Origin of the sequence: Rhizobium sp. FKY42, assembly GCF_005222835.1 — a bacterium.
Classification (GTDB): domain Bacteria; phylum Pseudomonadota; class Alphaproteobacteria; order Rhizobiales; family Rhizobiaceae; genus Neorhizobium.
The window spans coordinates 1-25,005 of the sequence record NZ_STGA01000020.1 but is presented as its reverse complement, the minus strand read 5'-3'; the positions used below and the strand labels follow the sequence as shown (position 1 = coordinate 25,005).

Sequence of the window (25,005 nt, the reverse complement as noted above, 5' to 3'; positions counted from 1 at the left end):
CCAGCTAGAAGGGCGAAAACTGTCGCATCTCTAACTGGCCCAACTGTCGCATTACTAAATGGCTGCTATAATAATAAATCGCATAGCCTTAATTATGGAACATACAGATCGTAGACGATACCCAGAGGAGCAAAAGGCAGGCAGATTTATAAAAATCTGTGGATAATCTTAAATGTTGTAAAAATACAGCCCTCGTTGCTATTGACATGTAAAATTCAACCGAATGCTGCCTTCAACATTGTGCAGTGGGGCTCAAATGCTAATTTCCGGCAATATTCTAGTGATTTGCGGGGAATCAGATGCGGAAGATTTGTGCGATTTGGGTGTGTTTGCTATTGGCAGCTTGTGCGAGGCCTTCCGATGGTCCATCACCATCCAATTTTTACGATGCGAAGGATCCAGCGACTGGACAGAACATTCCGGTTATGCGTCTGACGCAAGCCAGTCTGCCAGTCGGCGGCAGTGTGCCGCTAGCCTATCATCCTGAGGATCCCGGCCTCTCAATATTCCGATCCGGCGGCTCGAACGATGTACGCTTGCGGCGCGGCGATGTGATTGAGGTTACGATCTTTGACACCGGCGAGGAAGGCCTGTTCTCCTCGACCAATAGCAAGACCTTGCCACTTGGCCGCTTTACGGTTGATGCAAATGGCAATGTTACCCTTCCATTCGTCGGTAAGCAGCGCGTTCTGGATTCGTCACCGGAGGCTTTGCAGAGCCGCATCGTCAGTGGCTTGAAGGGATCGGCGGTCAATCCGCAGGCCGTCGTCACGGTGGTTGAGCAGCCGGGCAATGCGGTGACCGTCGGTGGCGGCGTTCGCACGCCCGGACGCATTCCCCTTTCCGCGCGCAAAGAAAAGGTATCCGACGCCATTGCTCTGGCGGGCGGCGCATTAGCCAATCCCGCCAGCGCAACCGTCACGCTGATGCGAGGTGCCAGAAAGGCCAGCGCCCCGCTCTCACGTGTGCTGAATGAGGATCGTCAGAACGTTTTTCTTCTGCCGGACGACCAGATCTTCGTACAAGACGCCGCACCAGCATTCACTGTTATGGGAGCCTTCAAAAGCACCGGTGAATACCGTTTCGAACCGGGCCATTTGACGCTTGCCCAGGCACTGGGTCGCGCAGGTGGACTTCTGGATGATCGTGCCGATGCCAACCAAGTCTATTTACTGCGCAATCAGACCATCTATTCCACCGTACAATCCACCGCAGGCAAGACGCTTCCTGCAGCCGTTTCCGTATCGAACAAGCCCGTCATCTATCGCATTGACATGGGGGATATTTCCAACCTGTCACTGATGCAGCAATTCCAAATGGCAAACGGCGATATACTTTATGCTGGAAACTCCGGACTGGTGGATTTCGCAAAGCTCTTCAACGTGTATCAAAAGAGCCCGAACCTGCCTGCGGCCCCGCCACCCGTCTCTCCGAGTAATTGATCGATACGTTTGAGGTTTCGCAGCTCAAGGAGAGTTAGTCTGTACGACGAGCGCTGTCATGTTTCCCGGGCAGCCGGAAATCAGCGCCGTTTCTATCAGAACACGCGGCACATCAGCTGCGGCTTCAGAAAGCATGATTTCGGCAATAGCTCGCTCTGGCACGGCCCGCACCAGCGGTGCCGTGCACAGCAGGAAGGTATCTTGCGGACGCAGCTTCTCACCCACTCTTTCCATTTGCAATGTAGGAGCCAGACCGACCGCGCGAGACAGGGATCGCCGCATTCCGATCTCGATATGATCGCGGGTCAGGTAGCGCAACATGCTGTCACGCAGCAGATAGCAGCGAGCATCCCCGGCCCAAAGCACAGCGAAATCGTCCCCGCTTAGCAGCAGAGCCGCGAGACTTGCAGCACCGGCCCCATTTGTCGCACGACCTTCTGCTCGACGCCTCAGCAACGTATTGGCCGTTCCCAGTTTTCCCTTCAGTTCCTGAAGGCGCTGCTCAAGGGGGCCTTCCCTAACAGCCTGTCCGACCAATTGGATTGTAAGCCTTGCCGCCTCAGCAGCACTCGGATCACCTTCCAAACCATCTGCGACGGCGAACAGGCCAGCGGCATTGGATGCAAGCAAAGCATCGGTATTTGGCTGTCCGCCTGTGCCCTCATGGCTTCGGAAAGCGCTGTTCCAGCAAAGCAATGGCTGGGCGTGGCCAAGGGAATGAGTTTGATACACGGCGGGCGAAACGACCGCCTCTGCCGGTAGCTGCGCTGGCAAAGGCGGAGGCGTCGCCATCGTCAGATCAAGTGTGATATCGCCAGCCTGGAGGAGGCGAAGAAGGTCTTCTTTTCCTGGGCCGCCTTCATTACGAAAGCCCCGAACCTTTTGCGAATTCGGCAGGATGGTCCACCACAGGCTCTGCTTGACCGTCCGGCTGCCATTTCGACCTTCCTCTTCATTTCGCCGTTCGATGGCGCGGGGGGCGCGCAGTTTTTCCAGCGACTCTGTGAAGCTATCGAGTTGAAAGTCCTTATGGGAGGCGCTTCTCGCAATGGTTTCCACGGCTGTAAACCAAGTCTCGTCCTTATAAAATCGGAATGGATGCTCGCCCGCCTGCTGGATTTGGGCTAGAAGAACCAACGGAAACTCGCGCCCTACCCGGTCACTGCTCGGGACGATGACACCTGCAACTCCGTGACTCGACCACAGGCCTTCCTCTATGAAAAAACGCCAGGGTGGCATGGCCTTGAAGGTGCGAAGCCAGGATTCACCCAACCCATCCTGAGCGGTCCGCAGACCAATCTGAAGCCAATCCTCAAGTGCCCGTTGCAGTTTGACCGTCAGGCCCCAGCTGACGAAATCGCCATGGGTTGGCAATTTTCCGAAGAAGCCAATCCGCTCCGCTTCGCCCTTAAGACCGGGTCGTGCCTGCCAATCCTTAACCTTTGTCAAAACTGCCTCGGACAAGAAAACATCTCAAGAGCCGGAAGCCGGAACGGATTGAGCACCGACCCGAATTGCACATCAAATTCTGCAACCTGACCTCCCCGCGCAAATTCAGCACGGAAAAGATCTGGACGACCTGTCTGGCTCAATTTGCCACCATCGAACAAGCGGAATGCCGACCAGTCCCCTGTGGTCGTTGTAGCCTCTTGCCAACCTCCCGGCTGAAAAGCCAGCCGTGAGCTGCTCGTATTTTGCGCCGCGGGCCAGATGATGGATTTTGACAGGACGGGTCCATGGAAATAGACGACCTTTTCTCCCGCAAGTTCCAACATCACAGCATTGGCAGACTGGCTAAGCGAAACAGGCGTGATGCTAATTGAGACGGAAGGCTGCTTACTGCCATTCGGGAAGAAAGCGCGGGTGATCTGATCTGCCTTTTCGAACTGGGCAATGGCCTCACTGGGAATGCTGGCAGACCCAAACGCGCCCTTCCATCCCCATGGGGATGAACTTGTATCTACGAAGGGCTCCAGATTGCCCTTGAAGAAGGTTTTGAGCAGTCCTTCCGGTGCGAACAGACGAATGAAATCACTCAAGGCGACGTCCGATGGCGATTGACGGTCGAAAGGATACCGGCCGGACACGACATTAGTGCAGTAGGCTGCAGCCTCGGCAGCCCATAGATCTGCGATGCGGGTACGAGCGGAGCGCACCGCCAATGAACCGATATCCGCCGCTAGGCCAGCCATCCAGCCATCCAGAGGGGCTGGCATCTGCCGCGCCTGCTGCAATAAGTCCTGGTTTGCAATCGTCAATTGGCCGTCTACATCGAAGATTTTTGCGATCGTAGCCGACGAAGTCGAGGCACGGGATAGCTGATCGCGCAGCTTTTGCAACGAAGCGACCAAATGCCGGAGCGGCGGCGACTGCCGATCGCCATTCGAAGCGGCCGGTGCAGGCTCACTTTGAGCGTCCACTTGTGCCAAAAGGTCGCGGAGCCTTGCGTAAGGGTCCGGTAAGACGACTGTGCCAGCTGCATGGATTGCACTGTCCTGAGCGGAAGACGAGATTGGACCTGTCGCAATGACATCCGGAGAACGCAGGTCTGTTGCGCTCGCAATCGAGCGGACCATAGTTTCGATAGGGCTGGGTTCGGTGGAAAGCAGCCGCAAGGTCTCGGCGGCATCGGCAATTGTATGCGGCGTTTTCACACGCAAGTCTGCCAGTACGCTGAGCCATTGCCGTTCGAAATCGGAGAAATAGAGCTGTAGGACCGCCTGCGTAATCTGATCTACGGATACATCCTGCGGGTTTTCAACGCCTCGCACCCATTCCTCGGCAATTGCGTCCCGCGCAGCGTCCTCAAGACGCGGCTTCACCAGGGTGTGAAATCCAGTGGCGGTCAAAAATCCGGGCAGCCCGGTACGCAGGTTTGTGCCAGACGAACGCTCGAACGCCTGCTCACCAAGAGGACCAAATACTACCGCCGGTGTCCAGCCGGGAAGCCTGCGTGCTTGCGGATAGGACTTGAGGATCTCGAAGGCACGGGAAGCGATACCGATCTCGCGCACCTTGCTTCGGGTTTGGGCAATGAGTCTGTTGTCCAGTTCCATTGGCGGAATGACGCCCTGCACGAGCGCACTTGTATGACGCAGCAAAGCCTTGCGGGTGGTTGCTCGTCCATCGCCGGGGAAGAGCGTGGCGAAGATGCCATCGGCCTGCTGTACGGCAAACTCGCGATCCATCGTACCAAGTCCGCCCAACATTCCATAGAACTTCAATGCGTTGAACACTTTGTGCGGCTCGGTATCGTTCTGCATATCATGCTGAAGCTGCACCATCAGCCGCGGCAGCAAAAGGGCGCTGAGCACCTTTTGATAGGCATCGCGCCGACGTCCTTCCACCTTCTGCTGCTGATCAAGGCCGAAACTGACCGGCCAGACACGTGCTTGCGCGAAGTCGTCCGGTATGGCGGAAAGACTTTCAAGAGCCGGCAGGATCCGCAAAAAATCTGTATCATTGACATGCTCGACCGGTATAGCGCGCGACAGCTGCTCATAATCGTTCAGACGCTGGTCTACACGCGCCAATGCTGTGCTGCTTTGCAGGTAGGTCGCAACCCAGCTTGCCAGCACGACAACAACGGCTAGGCTTGCCAACGCATAGGTGGTTCGCCGAATGAACAACTGGCGCCGGTTAATCCGTCTATCCCGCGACACCAGCGATGCTTCTTCGAAAATCACCGAGTGGAAAAGGCGGTGTAAGAAATAGCTTCGGCGCGGTCGCGAAGCCACGACTTCGGAGAGGTCTTGATGCGTCTGGGTGCCAGAGGCGAGGTAGATACCGCGCAGCAAAGGCGGCTCCATCAGCTTTGAGCCGGAGCAGAGCTCGGGAATAACCTCCATAAGCCGCTCGCGCAGCAGCGCCAGTTGCGACGGAAAGCGGAAAATCCGACCGCGGATCCCGGAACTCGGTTCCTGCTGCAACCGCTCAAGCAAAAGCGAATTGACTCTCTCTTGCAAGAGAGAAAATTCCGCCGAAAAGACATCTGGCAGCTCATGGGCCTTCTCACTCTTGTCGAGATCAAAGGTCATGCCCCAGACCTGCTCACGGTCGGATTTGCCAAAACCATCGAAGAACTCGACAAAACCGGTTAGAAGATCAGCCTTGGTCAGCACCAGATAGACGGGTACGCGCACCTGCAACTGCTCATCAAGCTCCGCAAGCCGCTGACGAATGACCCGGATTTCTTCTTTCTGCGCCTGCGGATCCCGTTCCAGCAAGTCTCCGATCGACAGCGTGACCAGTGCGCCGTTGATAGGCTGCGAACGTCGATATTTTCGAAGGAGTGCGAGAAAGCCTTCCCAGCCCGCTTTGGCGGTGCCATTCAGATCATCCTGAGTTGTGTAGCGTCCGGCTGTATCGATCAGGATCGCCTCATCGGAAAACCACCAGTTACAGTTCCTGGTGCCGCCTATACCCTGAACGGAATTGGCACCCAGCGCATCGCCGAGCGGAAAATTCAGGCCGGACTGCATCAGTGCCGTCGTTTTACCGGAACCTGGCGCACCAAAAATGACATACCAGGGTAACTCATAGATATATCCGAAGCGCTTGCGCGTAACCCGCCGCAGCAGTTGCAGCGCATCCTTCAGCCGCCGATGGATTTCGCCGACTTCCGCCTGTTGGCTCGCTTTGGCTTCCTGTTCCGCGCTTTGCTCGATGCCCTCCACGAGAGCCGCATCGCGCCGTCGGCTTTGGACGATAGTTGTGGCAATGTAGATAAGCCATGCGACGACGAGGGCGGCAATCAGGAGGATGCGGGCGTTCGTACTGATCAATGGCTTCCATTGCCCCAAGGCGAGCATGGAGCCGTAGAACCAGACGATGACGCAAAGCGCCACCAACCAGATGATGGAAATGAAACGCCTTCCTATGAGCCCCGCATAGGCGTCCACATAGGAGCGAATCGTATAGAAATAACTCAAAGGATTCATCGTGATTTACCCGATGTTGGGTTCGCCAGCGGCAAATCCAGCGTTTGCGCGTCAGATTCCGTGATGCCCGCGTCGTTCAATTGCTGACGGGGATCCGTCAGAACCAGAATTTCGGTTCTGCGGTTCATCTCCCTGCCCTCGGGCGTGGTGTTTGGCCCGATTGGGTTGCTGTCGGCGCGACCCTCGGTCAGAATTGCTTCCGGGCCGGTATAGGCAGACAGAATGGCACCCACTGCCTTGGCTCTGGCCTCCGAAAGATGCCAGTTGGAGGGATACTGCACAGTGCGGATCGGCGTGTTATCGGTATAACCCACGACGACAGCGCGGAACTGTTCGGCGGAAAGCGCGACGCCAATACGTTCCAACAAGCCTCTGAAACTATCGCTCACCTCAGCGCTGCCCACGTCGAAGAGACCGGAATTGTTGATGCGTATTCTCAGCCTGCTATCGGTATCAGTAAGCGATACTAGGTTCTTCTCGACCTCCGGCTTGAGGAACGCCATGAAGTTCTGAATCCGCGATGGCTTGGGTCGCGGTATCACTGGCGGCTCAGCGGGCGGATCTGCCGGTTCCTGCTGTTGGACAAGGAGTTTCTCCTGCGGCGGCGGTGCGGGAGGCTCTGTTGGCGCAACGCCGGGTGCGACCCTCGGCGCCACACTGGCCAAACGGCTCAACGTTCCATCGGACACGGAATTCAAGGAGAACGTAAAGAACATATAACCCAGCCCAAACAACAGGGCCAGAATCGATAGTGTCGTCCACAGGGCCGTTGCAGTCCTGAGGGGTTTGTACCGGGCAGAAATACCCTTCCAATGCGGGGAAAGATCCCGTTCGAATATTCCGTACTGCCCAAGCAGCGTCTTGTAGAGGCCATCGCGAACCCGACCGAGTTCCAGATTGCCGCGCGGCGATACCCGCATCCGGCCTTCGAATGCCAGTGAGAGGCAGAGGTATATGAGAAGCAGAACATCCTTGGAAGAACCGGGAGACTGCTGAAAATGATCGAGCAGGTCAAAAACCTTCTCACCGCCAGTCACATCCATATGAAAGGTGGAAACCAGACCGGAGCGTGCCCAGCCTGCCGAAACACCCCATGGTTTGCTCAGCACGACATCGTCTACCGTAGCGCAAACGATATAATGAGCCGCGCGCGCCCGCTCTGGCGCTATGCGCGCTGAGGCCAGATCCCGCTCATAGGCATTGATCGAAGAAATAGCTACCCGGCGCAGCTCCTCTATGTCCGGCTGCTGTGCCGAATGCCGAATGGCATGCGACAAGTGGAGAAGCGGCGCTGCTGAACGCACAAGCATCGGCACATCCTCACCACCCAGTGTAAAGTCGCGCACAAGCCTTTCGGCAGACCAGCCTCCCGGTGGGGCACGTCCCGAAGCCTCTGCCGCACCAGGCAAAGGAGAGACGACGATGTCATCAAGAGAGCCCGGCGTCCTGGATGATGCTTGCCGTTTGTTCACGCTGTCCTGATCCAGCTCAACAATCGTGGGCAGATCCTGCCAGAAGCTGTTGTCCTTGCTCATTCTCTCAAAGCCCATAATTCAATCTCGAGTCCGAGAAAATCACCCGACAGATGCAGGGCTATTGCGCCGGAAGTCTCAAGCTGCTTCCATAACGGGCTCTGCGTGTCGAGTTCGAAGTAGATCGTGCCTGAGCGATAGGGCAACTGGCGCGGCAACACAGGCAGCGGCCGCACCGGAATGCCGGGAAGCGCCACATTCACCAGCTCAGCGATGCGCTCCACAGGCCCGACCTTGATCTGTGCCGGCAGTTTGCGCCGGATTTCCTCGGCAGGCATGTCCGCCCGGACGGCGAGTACGAAACCTGCATCCCGAAGCAATGTCCGGTCGTGGATCGTGCCAACCCGCACGCCGTGCCTGCGCTCCACCAGCTCTATAGAGACAGCAGACTGCGCAAGAACTGCGGAAAGCGAGGTTCGCAGATCCTCGAAGACAGCCGAAAATGTCGCTTTCAGATCGTCATGCCGGTAAGGCGCAAACTCGGTGGCACGTTTGCGCTCTGTCGTAAACGTCGCGAGTTCGCCCGCCAACTGGATGCATAACTCAAAGAAGTTCATCGGGTGGAGGCGTGTTGCATTCGCTGAAACGTGCTGCAGCAAGGGATCGGCGCGGTTGAGAATCTGTAGCAGGAAGTAGTCCCCCACTTCTGCGGTGCCACGAATGGTCGGGTCGCCAATTCGGTCTGCAATCGCCTCTGCACGATGCCGGACGATGCCGAGCAGTTCCTTGACAAGTTCCGTAAGGCGCGGCTCCGCGGCACAGTTGAGGCAAGGTGCAAGGTAATCCGGGTCCAAAATCACGGCGCGGTCCGAACGAACCTCGATCACGCGGGCAAGCCCGATTAGATCGAAGCCGGCCATGTCGTCACCGGATTTCAGGTAGCGCAGGTTCAGCCGCCCCACCTCGATGGGTGCCATGAAATCCGTCTCCACGTTGGCGTCAGGTGCCTCATAGGTGGAGGCCACGTGACGAACCTGGTACAGGGCCGCACCGCCATTGAGGGCGATATCGGCGCGTCCTGGCTGGCGCGTGGGCAGGGCGATATAGATGACGGCGTTCTTGACGGTCTCATCCAGGTCCAGCGCAGGTGGCAGATCGCAGTCGAGTGGCGCATCGAAAGTCGTGCCGTCTGGAAAAATGCCCCGCAGGTTGCTGACGGAAAAGCGGCCAATAGCAAGTGCACTGCGATCAATCTCGAAAGAGGCGACCCCCCAGGGATAGGGAGCGAGGGTCCGCATGGTCGTCCCGACCAGACGCTCCGTCCAGCGATCCGCCTGTTGAAAATGCTGAACCCGGAGAAACATGCCTTCGCTCCAGGCCACACGGTTTTCATACCTCATTTCGGCGTCCTTGCTTCTTGGAAATGGCTGGCCTTGGAGATGCTTGGCTCGCTTACGCTGTTTTCTTCCAGCGCTTGGTAACTGCCTCGCAGCAGGTCCGCCGCGGAGAGGCGGCCAGTTCCACTTTCGAACTGGTTCTTGTAGAGGCGCCAGTAGGCGGCTTCCTTCATCCAGCGCATAAAACGACTATGCTGAGAGCCGGCACGGACCTCAACCATGAGCGGATCGAAAAGACGTGCGCTCTCGCTAAACATGTGCTCCAGCGCAGCATTGAGCCGGGCTTGCTGAGCAAGAACGGCCTCAAGCCGCTGTACCAACGGGTCCTCCCGGGCAGTCGAAACGTTATGCGAGGCCAATACCGGCATGTCGCGAAGTTGCATCACGGAAGAAGCCTGCCGGAGGCTCTGCTCCATTTGACGGACAAGGCTTTCCAGCCGCGCCGCCTGATTTGCATCGCTCACATGGCCTGGCACCAGACCTGCAAGTTCGCCAATGGAGGTTGTCCTTGGCTCCGACGGTTCCAACGGACGTGCTGAGCGGGCGATGCCGACGGAAACCCGCGTTGCAATACTATGCTCCAGGGAGTGACCGAGGTCGTTTTCCGCGTCGCCTTCCTGCCACCAATTCTCGGGCAACACATGCGTCAAGCTTTGTGGGTCAGGTGCGCCGCTCCAGCCGATCTCCACGTTGCGCGAGGATGGCGTGCCGGGCTTGGGCTTCTGTATGAAGGCCAGCGGATCTGTGACCTCGCGCGGGCCGAGCGGACCACCCGCAATGCCGCCTGCAGGAACGATGTCGGAAAGGATGGCTGATATGGTCAAGGGTTGCGCGCTGGGAGGTAATTCCTCATCCGCCTCGTCTCGATGAGCGCTTCTCTCTTGGCTGATGACGGCGCGGAACGAGAATTTGCCGAGATCGATTACGCTTTGATCACTGATTATCGTCGCTACTCCATCCGTCAGAAGCGCACCGTTCACGGCTGGGCGGCTCGAACCGCAACCTTCCAGGATAAAGCGGTCGCCTCTCCGCTCGATAATGCAGTGGACCAGCGAGACCGATGTCTCCTCCTGCGGCAGGCGCCACTCACAGTCGCTGGATCGGCCAATAGTTCGCCGACCATCCACAAGAACCCATCTTTCGTAATCGAATGCATCGGCATGAACACCCTGATTTTCCGGCACCAGTTCAAGACGCATGGCGGATCTCCCGGTTCAGCGTCTCGATACGTGCGGCCTGAATGACTGCATCGCCATTGTTCCTGGTGGCCGGCCCTGTGCGCGCCCAGCAATTCCACCCAAGCCTGGGCGGATCGCCTGCGCGGCCCAACTGGCAGAGGGGCACGTCTTCCTTCCGCAGAACCACCTGCACATCGAAATCGAGCGTCGGGCCAACGTAGAGCCGCGTGAGGGAGACGATCTCGCGGATCGAAGTGCTGTTCGGCGAAAGGCGCATGTAATCGCCATAGGCCAGCGGTCCGATGACGATGCGGAAACCACCGGTCAGGTCGCGAATGCTCTCGCCCGCAGTCGTATTCATCCCGAGCACGAGGCCCTGCGATTGGCCGATGCGGCTTCTCTCGCTGACAGGAATCTTAAGCCAGCGCGGCCTGAACTGCTCGATTTGAACTGGTGCCGCGGTCAACTCTTGCAGCATCGCGGATAGCGCCGCAGCATGGCGTGTGCGGTTGGCAAAGAAGCCCGAAAAGCGCAAAGCCAGATCACGGTCGATCTCCGCGCGGCTGATCGTACCGCGCGTGCCAAAACCACCCAGGGCCAGCAGAGCGCGCAAAAATCCGCCTTCACTGTGCCCCCCCTGCCAGCGCATCCAGTGGGGCAACCTGTATTTCTCTGCCGCGTCCGCAAACAATTCGCTGATACGGCCGTTAAACACATCGAGAAATGCTGAGAGCGACTTTGAACGTTGACGTTCCTCGCGCATGATCAACTGATTGTAGGACGAAGGAAGCGAGCCCACAGGTCCGCTAAGGCTGGCAAACAGTGTCCTAATACGGTTTCGTTTTTCGCTGCGGGTAAAGCCCGAGGTCGCGACAGGAGACGGATCCACGCCAACAGGAGCGATGATATCGAGACCTGAGGGGCTGGCCTTCTGGGCCACCCGAAGTGCCGTAACCGGCTCGAAACTGCCGGGATCGCGCACCAGGCGTTCTACGAGCGGGTCATTCATATGGTCGGCTGGCCGTTTACCCATATCCAGCCTCACACCAATGGTCTTTCCGCCGCCCGCGCAGGCCAGCTGGCGATCGGCTCGCTGATCCCCTTCATGAATATTGTCAGGCGCGTGTAGCTGTTGATGGACGTGTAAAGACCGAAAAAGCGATCGAGAATGCTACCGAAGAGATAGGCAGCTGCCGGATCGATGGCGTTCGGATCGAAAGTCAATGCAATATCCGTACCTGGCACCATGCCACCATGAGGCATTCTAGCAAGCGAGGATTGAGCATCCACGGCGATGATTGCATCCGCAAACAACTTCGTCTCCGGACTATCCCTGAAGCTGTAGAGAGACAGGATATCCCTAAGTGATCCTCCGTTACCGTCTGTCAGTGACAGATGATTGAGGAGCAGGTGCGAAATCAGGCGCCAGTTGCGGCCTTCCTGATCGCTCATCCGCACCGCTGAAGTGGGCGGGATCAGGGCCTGTACGCTACTGACCGCCTCATGCCCCGAGGCCAGTTGCAGGTGCGGATGTCCGCCGCCAAAAGGCAATTGTTCCGGCAGACTACGGTTGAGGCACAGCGCGTCCACGCTGGCCACCGTATCAACAGGGCTCGCATATTTGCGTTGCGCGTCCACGAAAGAAATGTCCGTATCGCTCGTTCCATCGTCGTCGAACCGTCGTGTCACCTGCCAGTGGGTGCCTGCGCTGTTGCTGCGAGATGAGCGGCCGAAAAAGGGTTGACTGACCTCCCGCGTGCCGTCCGGCTTGGTCAGCGTAACTTTCTCGACTAAATAGATCTCGCGCGTATTTTGTCTGCGCGCATCAGCCAGCAGCCGATAATCGGTGCGCGTACCGTCAATGGCAATTGGTTCGCAAGCCTGCCGGAACAGATTGACGACAGGGGTTGCGTGAAGCGCGAAATCACGGACAGTGAGCGACCGCTCAAGCTTCGGGCTGGTGTGATTGATGTAAATGAAGAGTTCAAGTGTGTCGCCGTTCCAAAGATCGAGTCCTGAAATTTCGATAAACAGGAACTTCTGCGGCAGCGCGAAGAACTCTGTCAGCAGCCGGTAGCCTTCGAAGCTCGGCGCAGGATAAGGCAGCAGCGCCTCATCACGATCAAAACCGAGGGATCGCAGATTGCGGCTGCCGAGAATGACAGGTTGCAAATCACTTGAGTGACGCGCAAGCGCGATACCAACCGTATGATTGCAGAGCAGTTCGTGAATCTGAAGCGCCTGCTGCCAGGGTCCGGCAAGATGAAGCCGAAGCTTTGAAAGACCGGTATCTGCAATCGTCTGGCGCATGCCGCGAGCGCGAAGCGATAGCCTCAGGCAGCCGTTCACGCCAGAAAATGGTGAGCTTGGCGCATCAATCGGCTGGCCGGTCAACCGAGCGGCCACAAGATCCACCGGTGCAATGGCAACATCCTGCGTGGTCCTGAAACGGCAGGTTTCGCCGGCCACGGGTTCCGCCAATATCTCGGTGTGGCGCGGAATGACCTGTTCGCTTGCAAGTGTCTTGGCAGGTTCGAACTGGACAATCGACATTGAGGGCAGCGGTGCCAGATAATGCGGGTAAAGGATTTCCAGCAGGTTATCTGTCAGCTCGGGAAATTCATCATCCAGCTTCTGCCGGACCCGCGCCGCAGAATATGCAAAGCTCTGCACCAGCCGTTCGACATGCGGATCGTCGATCATCTCGCCGCTCATGCGCAGGCGGCCAGCAATTTTTGGAAAACTCTCTGCAAATCGGCTGGCGCGCTCTCGGAGAGCCGCCAGTTCCTCATTGTAGCGCGCAAGAAATCCTTCAGCCATTCCCGCCCTCCACGTGAATACGCTGCGAGGAAGGATCGATAATGGACTCGAAGCTGATGGACGGCATGCCTTCATGCAGACGGAAAGCTGCTTCGATGCGCATGCGCAAGGCACGTGCAGTTACGCTTCTATTCTTCAAGATCGTTACTCGGACGTTTGAGAGCCGCGTCTCGAAACGACTGATGTTGCGTTCGATCGAACGCGCGAGAGCAAGTTTCGCCTCATCCGTCATGAGATTGGCCGCAACGGCACCATCCACGCCAAAGTTGCACAGCGAATTCTGCAACTCTCGCAGCGCCAAAGGGGGAGAATGGTTGCATCGCCTTGTATTCAGCAACATTTCAAGATCGCGCCGGATCGCTTCCCGCATCTCCCGAACTTGCTCGACATAACTGCTCGGCGGATCGGCGGGGCTATAGGGTGCGTCGTCCAGCAGTCTGTCGAGCACGGAGCGAGCGACATGGCGGTCCCTTGGTCGGAAAATTTCAAGTGGATCAGCCATGCGCACTCCTTGGCGCCGGAGAGGTCGCTCTGCCGGAGTAACTGGCCAGTTCATGCAGGTCGCTCAGAGCCTGGAGCTGGTCACCCGCCAGAAAGCAGCGATGCCCCTGCCCCACAGTCAGCCCGGTTGGCAACGTTTGCCAATCCGTCGACCTGCCGAGGAGGCTTTCGGCTTTAACCGCCTTTCCCTGATGATAGATTGCAGGCAACAGCACCGGTGCAACGGCTCCATCCATCAGTGTCAGTTCCGCCTGACGGAATGCGATGTCGCGATGGCGGCGCATCGGCTCGATCCGCAAAAGTGAAATTTTAGAAAAGTCGATCCAAAGATAAGCGCCCCCGTTCATGATAACTTCCAGAGCGTGGGGAATTCGGTCATCCAGATCGCGGAAATCGGAAATTTCATTGCCGTTAATGCGTATTGCTCTCTCCCCCCGAAGCGCTTCCAGCGCTTCCAGAGTAGATTTCGTTGTTATCGCATCGCCTTCATGCGCAGCTATCGAGAGTTTCATGGCCAATTGATCGAGTTGTGTCGGGCCACCCGGAAAATCCGGCACTGCGCCGTCACGGAACCAAGCATCCCGCGCCGCCATGCCGCGAAGCTGGTTTCGCAACAGCGCAAATCCCATCACGGCGTCTGGCTGCAATGTGGCCGCGATGGCGCATTGGTTGTCGGCGCGCTCGTAGTCTCCGGCAAGGATCAGCAGATCAATGTAAATGTGGCGCAGTTGGGGGTCAGCGGGGCCAGTTCGCACAGCGGATTTCGCCAGATCAAGCGCTACGTCGAGTTCGTCCTGCGCCAGTTTACCCGAAATCTGTTGAAAGAGAGTCATGCCGAAATCCTTTCGCGGCGCTTCGCGATTACCGGCGCAACCCTCTCAGGATTGGTCTCGGCAATAAGATGAAAGCTGGTGGAGATATCATCCAGCTGAAAATGCGGTTGCAGGCGCACCGTGCAGGCAAAACTGCCAGGCTTTCCCGGAATTTCGGAAACCGATATGCCTGCTGACCTCAGCGGATAGCGAACACGAAGGGAAATATCGGCGTCATCATTGCCGAGGGTGTAACCCGTCAGCCACTCATCCAACCGTCGCTCCAAAGCACGTGCATCGGTCAACTTGCCGATTTCGTCGCGCATGATCGCCTTTAGGTAGTGACTGAAGCGCGACGCACACAGCACATATTGAAGCATGGCGGCCAGACGCGCGTTCTGACGCGCCTGATCACTGGCATAATGCGGCGGGGCATGCAGCGATGGATTGGAATTGAAGATCGCGTTTGCAGTCAGGTAAGTGGAACCGATTGGAATGACGCCAAGCTCGCCTAACTGCTGTTCCTGATGGCTGGACAGCCTGACTTCCAGCGGTGGCTGCGCACCCAGCCCATGACTTTCGATGCCAAGTTCCAGCGCCGGAACTTCGCCGGATGACAAAAGTCCGCCATCTACCGCATCCTGCGATACACCACGGATGTCCGCAAACCAGCCCGATTCAATGAAATTGCGGATGACGACGGCAGCGAAGGCAAACGCCCCATTGCCCCAAAGCAAGCTCTCGCCATTTTCAGCGACATCTTCCTTAAACGGGAATGGGTCTGCGCGTTTCCTGTCATTGGGTTTCAGGGGTTGCCGCATCAGGATGCGTGGTGCAACTAGCCCCAGGAAACGCGCATCTTCGCTTGCGCGCAGGCTGTTCCATCGCAGACGCTGAGGATCGGTCGAAAGCCAACTGAAATCCTGAATGCGGGCGAGTTCGGAAAAATTTTCCAGTCCTACCATGCGGGGCGTGGCACCCGCTACCAGCGGGCAGAAGGCAGCCGCCGCCAGCATACCGAGATGCGCCAGTGCGCTGACGGGATCGGCACCCACCGGGTCTTGCGGCGAAAAGTGGAAATCAGCGATCATCAGTCCGAAGGGCTCGCCTCCAGCCATGCCGAATTCACGGCTGTAGACGAGCTCGAAAAGATGGCTCTGGTCGAAGTCCGCCGCTCGTTCAAGCGAACGGGCAAGCTCCCCCCAGGCTACACTCAACATCTTCACTTTGACATCACGGCCGCGAGAGGCTTGCTGAACCACCATTGCAAGCCCGCGCCACCGTGCTTCCATGGCCTGAAAAGCAGCATGGTGCATGATAACGTTGACCTGTTCGTTCAACACGGCATCAATCAGGCAGATCAATCGATCTGCGAGTCTGCGTGTGGTGCATTCGATATCGAGCATATCCTGGCCTCGCTAGAGCGGCGGGGTGGACGCCTGGCGGCGCCACCTTTCGAGCGTGATGCGCCTGCCTCAATTCTTGGAAGGAATGCGGGCGACCATTCTAAGCGAGGTGGTCAGTTCTTCCATCTGAAGCCAGGGGCGCATCCACGCCACCGCGTTGTAGGAACCCGGACGACCGGGAATTTCCTGCACAGTGACCTTTGCATCGCGCAGCGGATATTTTGCACGCGACTCCTCGCCCGCACTGTCATTGGCATTGACGTAATTGGAGATCCAGCGATTGAGCCAAGCCTCGCAGTCCTTGGCTTCCATGAAGGAGCCGATCTTGTCGCGCCCCATCACCTTCAAGTAATGCGCAAAGCGCGAGGTTGCCATCATGTAGGGAAGACGCGCCGAAACCGCCGCGTTTGCGGTTGCTTCCGGGCGATCGTAGACCTTCGCCTTATGCGCTGTCTGGGCGCCGAAGAACACGGCGTAATCGGTGTTCTTATAGTGGCAAAGCGGCAGGAAGCCGAGCTTTCCAAGCTCCGCATCGCGCCGATCGGTGATACCGACTTCTGTCGGGCATTTCAGGTCCTGATCGCCATCATCGCTGGAGAAGATATGCATCGGAAGGTTTTCCACCTTACCGCCGTTCTCAGCGCCTCGAATGGCGGTACACCAGCCACTCTTTGCAAAGGCATCAGTCAGGCGTGTACCCAGCACATAGGCTGCATTCATCCAGCAATAGGACTCATGCGGCAATTCCCCGGTCGTGGAGCCATCTGTCTCATCGTAATTGAATTCATCGACTGGAACTGTATTCGGACCGTACGGCATCCGCGAGAGAACACGCGGCATGGCAAGCGCCACGAAACGCGAATCGTCGCTTTCCCGGAAACTGCGCCACTTGGCATATTCAACCGTTTCAAAAATCTTTTCCAGATCACGGGGTTTCGCAAGCTCGGTGAAGTCCTCAAATCCGAACATTTGCGGGCTGGCAGCGGAAATGAAGGGGGCAAACGATGCTGCGGCAATCATGGAGACGCCCTGCAGCAATTGTACATCTTCGAAAGAATTGCCGAACTCGAAATCGCCCACCAAGGCACCCATCGGCTCGCCACCCGGTGTGCCGAATTCATCCTCGTAAATGGATTTGAACAGACGGGACTGATCAAACTCCACCGCCTTTGCCAGATCCTTGGAGACTTCGCGTTTAGACGCATTGAGAACGCGGATCTTGAGATTGGCGCTAGTTTCGGTGTTCTTCACCAAATAGTTCAGGCCACGCCAGCTACCCTCCAGCTTCACAAATTCCGGCGCATGCATGATCGCCGCTAGCTGGGCTGAAATAGCCTTGTCGATTTCGTCAATTGCATTGTTCAGGGTGATCGTCAGGTTCCGGTCATAGGTAACCGTACCCTGGAGAGCCTGTTCCGTCAGTGTTCGCAGAAGGTTTTGCGCCCTATCCGGCTCCGTCTGTCGCGTGGCGGCCACAACCTTTGTCAACAGATCCTGTTCGGGTGCATACACGGTCTGCTCGCGAGCCTGTAGCTGTGTTTCAGCACTCATCTCATCATCCTTCCAGTAGCTGCGAGGCTAGCTCCTCGCGCTCTCTCTACGCTGGGTGAACCGGTGAAGCGCCAAGTGCGCTACGCCCGGCCAACGGCATTGCGGTTCAGGAGGCTTTGGATTTGTCACCAAGCTGGGCCACCAGCTTCGCCAAATCATCCTTGTTCTGGAGAATTTCCTCCAGAAGCCGCTCCAATTCCTCGGAGCGATCAGCTTTGCTCATCAGGTCGCGCAACTCATTGCGCGCATCCAGCAGGGCCTTCAGCGCCGGCACCTGCTCCACGATGGCACCCGGCTGGAAGTCTTCCATCTTCTCGAATCTAAGCGAAACTTGCAGCTCGCTCCCATCGCGCTGAAGCGTATTTTCAACACTCAACTGAAGACCGGGTGTCATCCGGCGCATGACATCGTCGAAATTGTCGCGATCGATCTGCACGAACTTGCGCTCGCCAAATGGCTTGAGAGGTTGGGTCGGGTTGCCGGAAAAATCTCCCAGCACGCCCACCACGAACGGTAGCTCCTTGGCCACCATCGCCCCTTCGGTTTCCACCTCATATTTGATATGGACGCGGGGCTTTCGAACCCTCTCCAGTCTCTCATGCACACTTGCCATTTGAACGTTTCCCTCCTGCGCTTAAGGCAGATCAATGAGTAAATCGGGCGTCACCAGCAGTGAGCCCGCCATATCGTTTCATTTCAATCTAATCTGTGGTGCGAATACCCGCCGCAGTCAGCACGGCCTGGCGTTGGTGCGCATCCGGCAACAGTTCGGCGAGCAAGTCTGAGAAGCCCATCTTGCCGCGTCGCACCAGCGTCTCGAGCGAAAGCGAGATTGGGGAATGTGGCTCCACCTTCCGGAAATAGCGTGCGACTGCCAGCAAAATCTCAAAGGCCTCCTCACGAGAAGAGATGGATTGCGCAGTCGGTCTACGCGGGATGAGTTGCGAAGTGTGCGCGCGCTCCTGAGACGTCGGATGACTGACTGAAAGTGGCGCGAAGTCTTCGTCTTCCGCCGCGGCCTCACCCTCCGGGAGGCAAGCCAGAAACCGAAAAGCAGAAGCGGCCTCTGCCAACACATTACGTGTATTCGAGCTTGCGGGCGCAAGGGTGCCGCAACGGTGTTCAAGCATTTCGGTCATGCGTTCAAACAGCGAAATGCAGCCATTTATCGCAGCAAGCTGCTCTGATATCTGATCTGCATTCAGGTTCTTAAACGCATTCTCAAGTTCTCCACGTATCCGATCCTCTCCCGGCCGTTGCGAAACCTGAAAATCCCAAAGCGAATATTGACCAAATTTTGCTCCAGGCACTAACGGAGCCAGACGGATAGCCTGAATAAGCGTCCCTTCACTTCCAATGCCGTTCAACCCGGCAAACGGTGCGAAACGCTCTTCCTCGTCTTCATCGCCGATCGAATGAAGTTCGTCGAAATGCTGCTCTAAAAGCGACAGAGTGACATCGTACACATCCCTTAGGCCAGGGTAGCCATAAAGCCTTACATGCGCTTCAGTCAGCCAGGCAAGGACCTCAATATCCTTGCTAAAGGAAGCTAAAATTTGCAATCCTAAATTGCTAACATCCTGCCATAACGGAGACAGACCTCCGCCTTCACCGGGCATTGTCGCGCGCTCGGCAACTCGGGCAAGACCACGCGCATCCTTTATTTTGAAATATAAGTGCCTAACTTCACTATCAACTCTTACATTTACGCCACATGGTGCTTCTTCTCTAATCGAATACTTCAGATTTGAAATATTCATTAAATGCATTCTCCGAAAATTAGAGATATCAGGAAGGTAATGAGCCAATATTTGCCAAAATCAGGCTACAATCAACCCCCTCACACAAGATTTAAAAATCAATACGATAGTATTTATTATAAAAAAATTTTTCAGTAACGGATTTCCTCTGGACATATGGAGCAACCCGCCTTAGCTCTTCGAGCGCAACCATTGCGTGGGTAAAACTTCGATTTCTTACAGGGTCACCCGGATGCCACATCTCGATCTCGATCGTCTCATCGGCAGGCTTGATGCACCCTTGCGTGTCGGGCTTGAGGCCGGCGCATCCATTGCCGCACGTATGCAACATGCGAATGTTGAGGTGGCGCACTGGCTGAGGGGCTTGCAGGACGCACCAGATCTGGCTGCCTCGCTATCAGCCACAGGTGTGGATTGTGAGGAACTACGTCACCAATTGGACATTTCGATTGCCGACCTGGGGCGGGGCAATGGCTCTTCACTGGTCCTGTCGCAAAACATTCTCGCTGCTTGTCGTGAAGCTTGGTTGCTGGCCTCCTTGGAAGGCGGTCGTCAGTTGATCAATTTAGGGGATATGCTCACAGCCTTGCTGGATGACAGCAGTCTGCGGACTTATGTGCGCGGGACAGCGCCCGCTCTGCTGCGCATCGACAAGAACGCGCTTGAAAGGATGCGGCCTCATGCGAATGAGGCTGCCTCGGCAGCGATGCAGACGGTCCAGATGCCTGCAAAGGCAGTGGATGCAAACGAATTTCTGCGACTTTACACGCGCGATCTGACCGCCGATGCGAGAAACGGCAAGCTGGACTCCGTGATAGGTCGTCAGCACGAGCTCCGCCAGGTCATAGATATCCTCATGCGCCGCCGCCAGAATAACCCCATTCTGGTTGGAGAGCCAGGGGTTGGCAAAACTGCTGTCGTTGAGGCGCTGGCAATCGGTATTGCCCAGGATGCTGTGCCGGAAAGGCTTCGCAATGTTCGGCTTCTGCTGCTCGACCTCACATTGCTTCAGGCGGGGGCAGGAGTGAAAGGAGAGTTCGAGCGCAGGCTCCATGGTGTCGTCGATGCGGTTAAAGCCTCGCCCGAGGCAATTATCCTTTTCATTGATGAAGCGCACGGCCTCATTGGTGCCGGCGGCCAGGCGGGGCAGGGAGATGCGGCAAATATTCTGAAACCGGCCTTGGCGCGGGGAGAATTACGCACAATAGCCGCAACGACGTGGAGCGAATACAAGCGCCATATCGAGAAGGATGCCGCATTGACAAGGCGCTTCCAGCTCGTTCAGGTGCTGGAGCCGGATCAACCCACGGCCATACAAATGGTGCGCGGCATCGCCACCGGTCTAAAAAAGCACCATGGGGTACGTATCCGCGACGAGGCAATAAGAGCTGCAGTGGAGCTGACGGCAAGGTACCTTCCCGCGCGCCAACTGCCGGATAAGGCCATCAGCGTGCTCGACACGGCGGCTGCAGCCGTTGCCTTGGCACGCCAGACCACGCCAGGCGCTCTTGCGGATCTTCGTCAAGATCTTGCTCTGATCGATCAAGAGCGCTGCTGGCTGGAACGGGAGCCGCGGACGGTTGGCACGCAAACAAGACTGGCGGAAATCGAAGATGAACTGAGCGCGCTCCGGGAAGAAATCTCGCGACTGGACATCAGACTTGAATCCGAACTTCGGCTGACTTCGGAGGCAGATCGGCTAGAGCAGCTAGTGTCGGACGATGCGGATATCGTGCCGCTGCCGCCACTGTCGGATTCTCTCAATGATGCTTCCAAAGTGACTCCGTTTCTTATATCGGCGCGTAACGCAGAGACGCCGTCCAAAGCCTTGAAGTCTATCGAGAAAGCAATTGGCGATCTTTCAGGAGAAGACCGCCTGGTACCACGTGTCGTGGATCGTGACGTGGTAGCAACTATCGTCTCACGCTGGACCGGCATTCCGGTTGGGAAGCTTCTTTCTGACCAAATCAATACGGTTCGTACGCTCGATGAACAGCTAAAGCGTCGGGTACTGGGTCAGGATCATGCGCTTGGCCGCATAGCAAGCTCCATACAGGCGGCGCGCGCTGGTCTTTCAGATCCTGGCAAGCCGCAAGGCGTTTTTCTGCTTGTAGGCATGTCTGGCACAGGCAAAACCGAAACAGCGTTATCGGTGGCGGACATGCTTTACGGCGGAAGCCAGCATCTCACCACGATCAACATGTCTGAGTTCAAGGAAGAACATAAGATCTCCATGCTTCTTGGATCTCCCCCTGGCTATGTGGGCTATGGCGAAGGTGGAGTGCTGACGGAAGCTGTTCGCCGCCGCCCCTATGGCACGCTTCTCCTGGATGAGATCGACAAGGCTCATCCGGGCGTGCAGGAAATCTTCTACCAGGTCTTCGATAAGGGAATACTTCGCGATGGCGAAGGCCGCGATATTGATTTCCGCAACACCACTATATTCATGACGGCCAATACGGGCGCGGAGCTTCTCGCTTCGTTGGCACATGATCCCGATACAATGCCGCAAGGCGAAGCGCTGGAGTCCCTTCTGCTTCCTGAACTTCAGAAGCACTTCAAGCCCGCATTCCTGGGCCGGACGACAATTCTGCCTTTCATGCCGCTTGGACAGGAAAGTCTTCTGGGCATCGTGGACATTCATCTTGCCCGTATTGCCAAACGTATCCGGGATACTCATGCCGCTGAACTTATCGTTCAGCCTCAGGCACGGGATGCACTTTGCACCCGGGCGCGACACAGCGAAATGGGTGCGCGCGCAATTGAGGTGATGATCATGCGGGATTTGATGCCCGCTCTCTCCTCCGCGCTTCTCGAAGCCCTGATGCAAGCCACGAAAGTCAAGACCATCGAAATCCGGCATAATGGCCAATGCTTTACGATCAATGTGAGGGCCACTGATGCCGAACCGCAATCCGCCGACACCCCTAAGCCGGGCGCCGCGGATGAAGTAGTCCCGCGACGCAAGAGCGTGCGGGGAGAAGCACGGCGCCGTGCCGAAATGCCTTAAACGACAAATCATTCTCGAAAAGGAGATCTTGCTCATGCCGATTTATCTGCAAATCGACGGAATTCAGGGCGATGCAACTCATGAACAGCACCGCAAATGGATGGATATTGAAGCCATTCATTGGAACGTTTCGCGTAACATGAACACTGCCGCTGGTTCTGCAGCGAACCGCGAAGCTTCCGAGCCAACGGTTTCGGAAGTGATCCTGACGAAAGTCAGCGATTCATCCTCTACCAAGCTGTTCCAGGAGGCCTGCTCAGGCCGCACCGGAAAACGTGCAACGATTCATATGGTGACGACGGGGAATCCGGGCGAAACCTATATTGAATACACGCTGACAAATACGCTTCTCGCGAGCTATTCCATCGATTCAAACGGTGATCGTCCGATCGAAACCATCAAGCTCAACTTCACGAAGTTGGAAGTTAAATACACGCCATTCGACGAGAACCAGTCGCCGCAGTCGCCGATGATTGCATCTTACGATCTTGCGACAACAAAGGCCGCCTGATCCAGCGTCTTTAGGTGGTGCCGGACAACTCCGGCACCACATCTTCATGTCTGCCCTAGTCGCAGGCTGGTGTTCCATCTGCAAGGGGAATGGAGAGGGCAAATGTCTTCAGCCAATAATCGCTTAAATGAAGTTCTGTTGGAATTGCCAAAATACAAATCGCAGTGGCAATCCTACGTTGGAAACCCCTACGTCAGAGCATACGATCTTGCTGTAGAAGGTTACACGCGCGAAACGAAGGCTCAGGCGGAGCGAGACCGCACAATGGCAGAGCTTTTTGTCTTCGGGGCATCGATTCTGACCGGCAGCGTGATGATGGCGGCTTTCGCGACGACATCCGTACGAGTGCTTGCAGGCCGAGCAATGCTGAACGTCGTTTGCAACAGGAACCTTAATCGCACCTTCAACCTCCTGCATGCAGGGGCAACGAACAAAACGCTGATGTTCGCGCTTGGCAGCGTTTTGGATGAAGCCAAAAAGGTGGCCGGCAATCAGGTCAAGAAAGCCATGGAAACTTTTGCCGCCAGCGCGCCGGTTGCCTCTGCGCACACGGCAATCAATTACAAGACGCGGATTGAAGACTTCGTCAATGCCAATCACATCTGCATCCACGATCTGGTGCAGGGTGTCCGCGATGACAAACAAATCAGCGAAACAGACAAGAACAGGATGGCCGAGCTCACGAAATCGTTTCCCTTCTGCAATCCGCCCGCAGGCAGGAAGATTGATGAACAGCGCCTCTCTCAGAAGATGGAACTCCTCTTCTACATGGCGTTGGTTCTCGATTCGGATCGCCTCGTCAAATACGTTCCCACGACTAACGGTACGTTAGGCGGTTCCGGCCGCGATATGGAATTCGAGCGCAGCGCAATCGAGCAAATGCCATCGGCGGGCGACTATCCCAAAGCTATACATCCGCGCTTCACAGGCAAACCACTGCAGCCATACGAGCCGGGGCAGCGCGTCGAATATGACAACATCGGCGCGAGCATTCGCAGCCGGATCAACACTCTGAGCATGGCGACAGGCAACGGTTCCTTCTATCCCGAACAGAACATGGCAGCCAAGCTGTTTATCGACCCAACGGGCAGTACCCAGCTTGTCAAGGCAGAGCAGATCATCAGCCGTCTGGAAACAGAAGCACGCCCACGCCAACTGACCGAAGTGAGGATGATATGAGGTTATGAAGCACTCTCTCTGCACGTCCGGCGAACGCAGCGTGATGTTTTCAACACTCCTTTTGCTGTTGCCGTTGCTTGGTTTCGGTCTGGGTATTCCATCTGGTGTCCGGGCAGAGAGTGTAGACACCATCGATGAGTCGCTCATGATGATCGAACAGGTCGAGGCTCGCCTTGAACTAACTTCCAAGCTCGTGACACAGGTTGCTCAGACCGCTTCAGCCAATGGCGTCGACAATGTTTCGGACCTCGAAGTGCTCCTTCAAAGGGCTACCGCCAGCTCATTCAATACGGCTTCCATGCAGGAAAGCATCGCCGAAGCACTTGGAAGACGTGCCGCAGTGAATATCGATCCAGTTGCCTTCTCCACGGCAGCCAAGGCCTTCGCTGCTGCGGCAGAAAGACTTCGCGAGGCTGGTAAGGTTGATGACAATGCATTTTCAGCACAGATTAATGCACGCCTTAAAGATCAACAGGCCGGACCAATCATTGCCGCTTTGGCCCAAGCCATGGCTTCCCCTGAACTTGCCATTGAGACAGCCTTAACTGGCCAGGTCATGTATTCAGCACTTGAGATATTGACGAACTCTACCGCTGCTGAACTGGCAACACTACCACCTGATGCTCTGGAACCCCAGCTTGCAGAGGTCATTGAGCAGTTGCGTAGCAAGATCAGCAACGAAAAACCTGTTCCCAAGTATGTGGCCGCCGCAGAAGAAAAGCGTCAAATATCTCTCATCCTGGCTGCCATACCACAGGAAGACCTCGATCCTTTGAAGACTTTTTACCTATCCAATGAAGGGAAGGCCAAGCGGGATGATCTCGTTATTGCTTACCGTCATGTTTTCAATGCTGGAAACGAAAATCTACTCAACAACTACTTGCGGGCAATTCTAACGTACGCGAAAAGCCAGCCGCCGTCACAGCAAAACTAGTTCTATTAGCCTCACGAGATCCTTTTCATGACCGACGCGTTCTCCTCTGCCTCCTCTGCGGAATTCATCCAGGCGAGCCGTGTATTGCGGAT

At 56.5% G+C, this 25,005-nt stretch carries 18 protein-coding genes; 5 read left to right on the top strand and 13 right to left on the bottom strand.

The window, feature by feature from the left end:
* Positions 1-299: 299 nt before the first annotated feature.
* Positions 300-1,442 carry a polysaccharide biosynthesis/export family protein gene (locus E8M78_RS07830; protein WP_137134544.1) on the top strand — a complete coding sequence of 381 codons (1,143 nt, stop codon included), beginning with the start codon at positions 300-302 and terminating at the stop codon, positions 1,440-1,442.
* Positions 1,443-1,466: 24 nt separating this feature from the next.
* Here E8M78_RS07830 and tagF read toward each other — a convergent pair whose 3' ends face one another.
* The 13 genes from tagF to tssA form a co-directional block, all read right to left on the bottom strand.
* Positions 1,467-2,891 carry a type VI secretion system-associated protein TagF gene (tagF, locus tag E8M78_RS07825; RefSeq protein WP_170973361.1) on the bottom strand — a complete coding sequence of 475 codons (1,425 nt, stop codon included), beginning with the start codon at positions 2,889-2,891 and terminating at the stop codon, positions 1,467-1,469.
* On the bottom strand, positions 2,888-6,382 hold the full coding sequence (gene tssM / locus E8M78_RS07820) for a type VI secretion system membrane subunit TssM (RefSeq protein ID WP_137134542.1): 3,495 nt from the start codon (positions 6,380-6,382) through the stop codon (positions 2,888-2,890). The genes tagF and tssM overlap by 4 nt, the downstream gene beginning before the upstream one ends.
* A complete protein-coding gene (gene tssL, locus E8M78_RS07815; RefSeq protein ID WP_137134541.1) occupies positions 6,379-7,917 on the bottom strand; it encodes a type VI secretion system protein TssL, long form in 1,539 nt (512 codons plus the stop codon). Before tssL ends, tssM begins: the two co-directional genes overlap by 4 nt.
* A complete protein-coding gene (gene tssK, locus E8M78_RS07810) occupies positions 7,914-9,254 on the bottom strand; it encodes a type VI secretion system baseplate subunit TssK (protein ID WP_137134540.1) in 1,341 nt (446 codons plus the stop codon). Before tssK ends, tssL begins: the two co-directional genes overlap by 4 nt.
* Positions 9,251-10,450 (bottom strand): FHA domain-containing protein, encoded by a 1,200-nt coding sequence (locus E8M78_RS07805; RefSeq protein WP_137134539.1) that lies wholly within the window; start codon positions 10,448-10,450, stop codon positions 9,251-9,253. Before E8M78_RS07805 ends, tssK begins: the two co-directional genes overlap by 4 nt.
* Positions 10,440-11,462 carry a type VI secretion system baseplate subunit TssG gene (gene tssG / locus E8M78_RS07800; protein ID WP_246658265.1) on the bottom strand — a complete coding sequence of 341 codons (1,023 nt, stop codon included), beginning with the start codon at positions 11,460-11,462 and terminating at the stop codon, positions 10,440-10,442. The genes E8M78_RS07805 and tssG overlap by 11 nt, the downstream gene beginning before the upstream one ends.
* An 8-nt stretch (positions 11,463-11,470) precedes the next feature.
* A complete protein-coding gene (gene tssF / locus E8M78_RS07795; protein ID WP_137134538.1) occupies positions 11,471-13,249 on the bottom strand; it encodes a type VI secretion system baseplate subunit TssF in 1,779 nt (592 codons plus the stop codon).
* The gene (gene tssE / locus E8M78_RS07790) at positions 13,242-13,751 is read right to left on the bottom strand and encodes a type VI secretion system baseplate subunit TssE (RefSeq protein WP_137134537.1); all 510 of its coding nucleotides are present in this window, start codon (positions 13,749-13,751) and stop codon (positions 13,242-13,244) included. Before tssE ends, tssF begins: the two co-directional genes overlap by 8 nt.
* Positions 13,744-14,583 carry a type VI secretion system accessory protein TagJ gene (locus E8M78_RS07785; RefSeq protein WP_137134536.1) on the bottom strand — a complete coding sequence of 280 codons (840 nt, stop codon included), beginning with the start codon at positions 14,581-14,583 and terminating at the stop codon, positions 13,744-13,746. The genes tssE and E8M78_RS07785 overlap by 8 nt, the downstream gene beginning before the upstream one ends.
* Positions 14,580-15,968 (bottom strand): type VI secretion system contractile sheath large subunit, encoded by a 1,389-nt coding sequence (gene tssC, locus E8M78_RS07780; protein WP_137134535.1) that lies wholly within the window; start codon positions 15,966-15,968, stop codon positions 14,580-14,582. Before tssC (E8M78_RS07780) ends, E8M78_RS07785 begins: the two co-directional genes overlap by 4 nt.
* 69 nt (positions 15,969-16,037) lie before the next feature.
* Positions 16,038-17,519, bottom strand: a complete 1,482-nt coding sequence (gene tssC / locus E8M78_RS07775) for a type VI secretion system contractile sheath large subunit (protein WP_137134534.1) — start codon at positions 17,517-17,519, stop codon at positions 16,038-16,040.
* A gap of 106 nt (positions 17,520-17,625) precedes the next feature.
* A complete protein-coding gene (gene tssB, locus E8M78_RS07770; protein ID WP_137134533.1) occupies positions 17,626-18,132 on the bottom strand; it encodes a type VI secretion system contractile sheath small subunit in 507 nt (168 codons plus the stop codon).
* Between the two features lie 88 nt (positions 18,133-18,220).
* Positions 18,221-19,279, bottom strand: coding sequence for a type VI secretion system protein TssA (gene tssA / locus E8M78_RS07765; RefSeq protein WP_137134532.1), 1,059 nt, complete (start codon positions 19,277-19,279; stop codon positions 18,221-18,223).
* Between the two features lie 232 nt (positions 19,280-19,511).
* Here tssA and tssH point away from each other — a divergent pair, with 232 nt between their 5' ends.
* From tssH to E8M78_RS07745, 4 genes are all read left to right on the top strand, one after another.
* On the top strand, positions 19,512-22,289 hold the full coding sequence (gene tssH / locus E8M78_RS07760; RefSeq protein ID WP_137134531.1) for a type VI secretion system ATPase TssH: 2,778 nt from the start codon (positions 19,512-19,514) through the stop codon (positions 22,287-22,289).
* Between the two features lie 34 nt (positions 22,290-22,323).
* Complete coding sequence (locus E8M78_RS07755) at positions 22,324-22,800, top strand: type VI secretion system tube protein Hcp (RefSeq protein WP_137134530.1); 477 nt, start codon at positions 22,324-22,326, stop codon at positions 22,798-22,800.
* Between the two features lie 441 nt (positions 22,801-23,241).
* Complete coding sequence (locus E8M78_RS07750; protein WP_246658264.1) at positions 23,242-23,979, top strand: hypothetical protein; 738 nt, start codon at positions 23,242-23,244, stop codon at positions 23,977-23,979.
* Between the two features lie 4 nt (positions 23,980-23,983).
* Positions 23,984-24,913 (top strand): hypothetical protein, encoded by a 930-nt coding sequence (locus E8M78_RS07745; RefSeq protein ID WP_137134528.1) that lies wholly within the window; start codon positions 23,984-23,986, stop codon positions 24,911-24,913.
* Positions 24,914-25,005: the final 92 nt, after the last annotated feature.